5 protein-coding genes are annotated in these 5,081 nt (G+C 39.2%); 1 reads left to right on the plus strand and 4 read right to left on the minus strand.

Annotation, left to right across the window (positions count from 1 at the left end; genetic code table 11):
* The first annotated feature begins 453 nt into the window (after positions 1–453).
* The gene (locus COT43_03420) at positions 454–708 is read left to right on the plus strand and encodes a hypothetical protein (GenBank protein ID PIS29586.1); all 255 of its coding nucleotides are present in this window, start codon (positions 454–456) and stop codon (positions 706–708) included.
* Between the two features lie 88 nt (positions 709–796).
* Here COT43_03420 and COT43_03425 read toward each other — a convergent pair whose 3' ends face one another.
* The 4 genes from COT43_03425 to cas1 all read right to left on the minus strand — a co-directional run bounded on the left by COT43_03425 (position 797) and on the right by cas1 (position 4,896).
* Positions 797–1,339, minus strand: a complete 543-nt coding sequence (locus tag COT43_03425) for a hypothetical protein (GenBank protein ID PIS29587.1) — start codon at positions 1,337–1,339, stop codon at positions 797–799.
* A 9-nt stretch (positions 1,340–1,348) separates the two neighbouring features.
* Positions 1,349–1,645, minus strand: a complete 297-nt coding sequence (locus COT43_03430; protein ID PIS29588.1) for a hypothetical protein — start codon at positions 1,643–1,645, stop codon at positions 1,349–1,351.
* Positions 1,646–1,802: 157 nt separating this feature from the next.
* On the minus strand, positions 1,803–2,075 hold the full coding sequence (gene cas2, locus COT43_03435) for a CRISPR-associated endonuclease Cas2 (protein PIS29589.1): 273 nt from the start codon (positions 2,073–2,075) through the stop codon (positions 1,803–1,805).
* A 1-nt stretch (position 2,076) separates the two neighbouring features.
* Positions 2,077–4,896: a CRISPR-associated endonuclease Cas1 gene (cas1, locus tag COT43_03440; GenBank protein PIS29590.1), complete on the minus strand. Its 2,820-nt coding sequence runs from the start codon at positions 4,894–4,896 to the stop codon at positions 2,077–2,079.
* Positions 4,897–5,081: the final 185 nt, after the last annotated feature.

The following is a 5,081-nucleotide window of genomic DNA, read 5'->3' on the forward strand; positions in this document are numbered from 1 at the left end:
TCGCTCCTCCCGAATAATCGGGATTCGCTTCGTTACAACAGCATAGTTTAATATAACTAGGCTTGATTCGGAAGAAGATTAACTATACACTTTAATATTTCGCATTATTTACCTTTCTTCTTTATTGCCTAACATATGTTTATCTTGCATCATTTGCTTCTTTCATGGTTTCTACATGTAGAAACCTTTCTTAACCTTATTGGCTGTTCCCGATTTTTACTTTCATATTTCATCCAACTCCTTATCACCCTTTTAAAAACCACTTAATTTTAATCATTTATAATCCGCTTGTCAAGTCCTCCAACCTGACACATATTCTCTGCATTATCATAACAATTCAGTGTTAATCAGCGTCAGTGTTTAATCTCGTCTCAATGCTCCGCTCTGAGACGATAAGGATAAATAGTTGGGGGAGATTCTTCTACTCATGGATAAATCCATGGGCTATAAACAATGGAAATTATCATTTGGATCCCTGCCGTCAGGTCTGAATCCGGTTTTTCGTCAACGTTTGTCGGTAATCCCGATTTACACCCGGAATCAGAGACATTCCATCATGCAAAATGGAATATCCATCTCACAATTCATATAATCTATTTTACATTTCGAAGAATCCATGTGGATTTGATGAAAAGCGCCAATCGCCAAAATCCAAATCCCAAACAAATTAAAAATCCCATAAAAAAAATGTTTTTAGTTGCCAACTAACGCCCAACGCTCAGCCACGTTGAAACTGCCCCAGGCACTGGCTGAATTGAGTGGTCAGTCTATGTATTTAATTTTCGTTAATACCGTACTACTCAATAATTTTATCCTTTAACGCTTTAAATATTCTTTTATCATTTCGAACATCAACGAAGGTAGATTCATTGTATATTGGCGCCCCGAATATGATAAATGATTTTTCGGAATTGTCAATTGCATAATCTAAAATTTGTGGAGTGTCCGGCGCCCAGGATGAAAGTCCCGATATGAACGATCCCAGATATATTCTTTCATCGTTAGCAATTAATACAAAAGGCTTCCCAAAATAATATGAAAAAATTCTCAATGTATCCCCTACAAAAAAACGGGAGAAGTATTCATTTAGATAGACTTTATGATCTTCTTTTTGATAGGCAATAATATCATCATAAGTGATTGAAGGCATATCCTTCAATTCGATATCTGCCAATACCGAATCTTGAACATCAATCGTCGTTAGTGTATCGTTTTTTAATAGGTACAAAGCAAATCTATCCTGATATTCGGTATCATCCGAATCACCACAGGATATAAAAATGATCGATAAAATTGTATAAGCAATTATTGTAAACAGATCTTTGAAAACTTTTAGCATAAATTGAGGCTATCCCAATTCAAAGTAGGATTCCTTTGTTATTTCTTCGCCCTGGTCATTTTGAGTTTGAATTTTGACTTTAATTCGGTCGCCGGATTCAAAATAGGCTGTCGAAGTAGAAGTTACACGACCAAGGATACGACGGTCATATATTTCTAAATACTCTCCCCAGCTTTCCCGACGGCTAATCGTCACTCGCGCACTATTCCAGTTCTTGTTAAAAACCGAGATTTCTTCTTCATTATAGTCGAAAGTAATTTCGACATTCAGGAGTTCAATCGACAATTGCCCATTCACCGGCTCCATCACTTCCCAATTAGTGCAGGAAGGGAGAAGTAATAAAACAGTGATGATTAGTATTACTCTATTTTCCATTTTAGCAATCTCTTATATATGATAATTGATACAAACACACACAAGTAAGACAATATTGTTAGAATACTGATAATTTTTTAAAAAATCTTTAGAAAACGACATAACCATTCTCACCGATTTTTTCATTATGTCCGATATGCAGTACTTTTGAAAAGCACTCCTGACAAAGCGGATAGATACGAACGCTTCCTGGTAATTTTATCAAATTTGCTATATTGCTTGTAACAGTATCGATCTCAGAAGTAGAAATTTTACATTCAAAAACCGACTCTTGTACTCGCTGGCCGACTGATTCCAGATACTTGGAAATCTTCGTTCTGGAATCGTCATCTGTAATATCATAAACAATTAATGCAATCATGCTAATGGATGCGATACGGTCGGTATTTTTCTTGTCTTTCCTGACAGAGATTTACTATTTGGTTTGCCTGATAATCGAACAATCCAAGAAAATCAATTTCCGACTCTACATACGGGTGATTAAACTTAGTTTGCAAACGGGTCTCGATCAGAGAAATATATTTTTTCTGAAAGTCCTTCTTCATCAGATATGGATATTTCTGATTTTCATTTTTACTAAAATTAGCCAGACTAACCTGATTACGGTGAATCATCTGAATTACAAGACTATCGATAATATGCCTGAACTCTTCCTGAAGATCACAGGCCAACGCCAGATAACGGTCTTGTGTAAAATGATACCAACCGATCGCCGGATTCAAATTATTGCCCATCAGGGTAGTTGCTAAATGATGATAGAGTACGGAATATCCAAACGAAAGCAGAACATTGATCGGATCCGTCGGGGGATGTTTTTGGCGATGATTGAAATTCCATTCCCGTGGAATCTGACTGGTAAGAGTCTCAAAATAGATGGCCGCGGCTTTTCCTTCAAACCCTCTCAGTGAATTTAAATTTGTCTCCTGTTCGCACCGATCTTCTAAAATAGAAAATTGCCGAAGTACACTGTCTTCCCATTTCTGCCTCCTCGCGATAACGGCATAATTATGAATCTTTGCGCGAACGATTTCCTTGGCAAAGGCAATCACGAACTGTTCGTTTAGCGATTTCTCAACTTGTTTTTGCCAAATCTGGAAGTCAGTTTGAAAGGCCGGGACAGAGCAATAGGTTTCCCCTGTGCGTGAACAGAAAAAAGTCGGGATGTTTCTACGGCTTAGTTCAATAACGGCCGGTAACGTTATACTCGGTTTTCCATAATCGACGATGAAGCGGATTTGCGATAAGGGAATTTTCTTGCCGGATTCTTTAGGATAGTCCCGATTCGTAATTATCAGGGTCTGATACGAAAGTCTGGCGAATACAGCAGAATCCGATAAATAAACCGGAAAGGAATTCATGTTTTGATTGACACTATCGATTAAAGCAAATTCTTTTTTCTTCCCGTATTGAACCGGTTGGATTTCCTTTATTTTCCGAAAATCGACATTAGACAACCAACTGTTTTTGGGTATTGCTTCTGGGACTGGAATTAATACCGGTGCATTCTTAGTCTTTTTGGGTTCTTTTTCGGTCTCCAATACAACCGACTTGCAGAATATATATCCGAGATACTGAAATCCGGAATCAAAATGAGTCAAGTGCGTCTTGGCGGGTTTTAACTCCAAGGCGAGATATTGCAAGGCTTTCTTTACCTCATCAAGTGCGGACTCGGCTTCCTCTTTAGTCTTGCATAAAATTACAAAATCGTCCGCATACCGAATCAATCGAAATTTATCCTGCAAACCTTCATCAAATTCATCTAATAATAAATTTGCCAAAAGCGGAGAAATGGCTGAACCCTGAGGAAGTCCTCGATCTCTCAGGAGGTGCTGACCATGATATATGACGGTTTGGCTAACCCATTGCCGTATAAACGGAATCACCGGATCATCATCTAAAATGGCATCTAACTTTTGATATAGCAATTCCCATTTCACATTATCAAAAAACGATTCAATATCGGATTCCAGAACATAGCGGTATCCTTCGTCATAGGCTTTCTGAATAGCATTGGCCGCACTCTCACGCGAAAATCCTTTCCGATATGCAAATGAACTGTCTTCTAATAATTGATCGATGGATGGCGATAAAACCTGACATACGGCTCTTTGAAAAACCCGATCTCTGATTGCCGGTATTGCCAATGCTCTGATCTTTTTCTCGTTGACCGGTAAAATAACTCCGCGCAGATCTTCAGATATGTATTTCCCCGAAATAATGTCAGTTTTTAACTGCTTCAAATTATCATATAATCCGGCTTCAAAAACAGAAATTGATTCTCCGTCGGAACCCGCTACTCCACGATTGGCTTTCACCTCATAAAAAGCCGCTCTCATATTTTCATCCCGGATTGCGCGATTCAACACCGTCAACGCCGGTCGGAATAACGATTTCCGAAATTCCGGGAGATCGATGATATACTTGCCAAAACCTTTAGCGCTGTTGTTTCCGGCATGAGCAAATTGACCCAGAACCAACACTTTTTTCCAGTACTCCTGTGAATTTAAACGTAGCCGAACCGTGCCAATAATTCCGCCAAATGTCTTTTTTAAAGAAGTATAAGGCGCATCGACCCAGATTAAATTCCGATCGATAACTTCAAAACCGGTTATGTCCGGTTCCTGATATTCCGGTATTTGTGATCCGGATAGTTTATTCAGATCATAAAGGCGGTTATACAGTAGTTGAAAGAAGCGACCAGGATCGAAGAACGACGGATCAAAATAGGCTTTTCCTTCCTCCGGATTTTTACGATCCATTCTTAAAGGAGTTATAAACCGAAGAGTCACCTCATCACATTCTCGGATTACACCCAGCATTTCACCCATATCGGGTGTTGGCACCTCTGAAAAATCCTTTACTGAAAACCGTTGGAAAGGTTCGGTATTGTCCCGGAATTCAGAACGGGCGATGAGTGCATCCCTGATTTTCGTGCCGGTATTTTCGGAATCATAAAAAATCGTGTATGAAAAATTATACGGGTCTCCCGCCTGATATTCAATGAGACCGACCTCAACCGGAAAAAGAACGATATCTTTCCCTAATGTGTTTTGCTTGAGTGCCTTACAGAGTAACCCATTCAATGCTGGTCCGTGAAAATAATGAAAATTCATCGGCTCTTCCAGTCGCATTTGAATAAAGTACTGCCGAAAAGTGAGGTTATCTAAAAACTCAGTACTCAAAAGTATTTCCTTTCATCGATTTTTAAAATTTACCTTTTAGAAGATTGGCTCTACGCCTCATTTCCCGCAGTAGCGGGACTTCGCCGGAGTAAATATCCCGCATTCTGCGGCGCTCAGTTTTTTTACGAACTTAGCGGGCTTTGCGAGAGAGATTTCCTCTCGCGTCTCGATTGGCTCTACGCCTC

This window comes from Candidatus Marinimicrobia bacterium CG08_land_8_20_14_0_20_45_22 (genome assembly GCA_002774355.1).
Taxonomy (GTDB): Bacteria; Fidelibacterota; UBA2242; order UBA2242; family UBA2242; genus 0-14-0-20-45-22.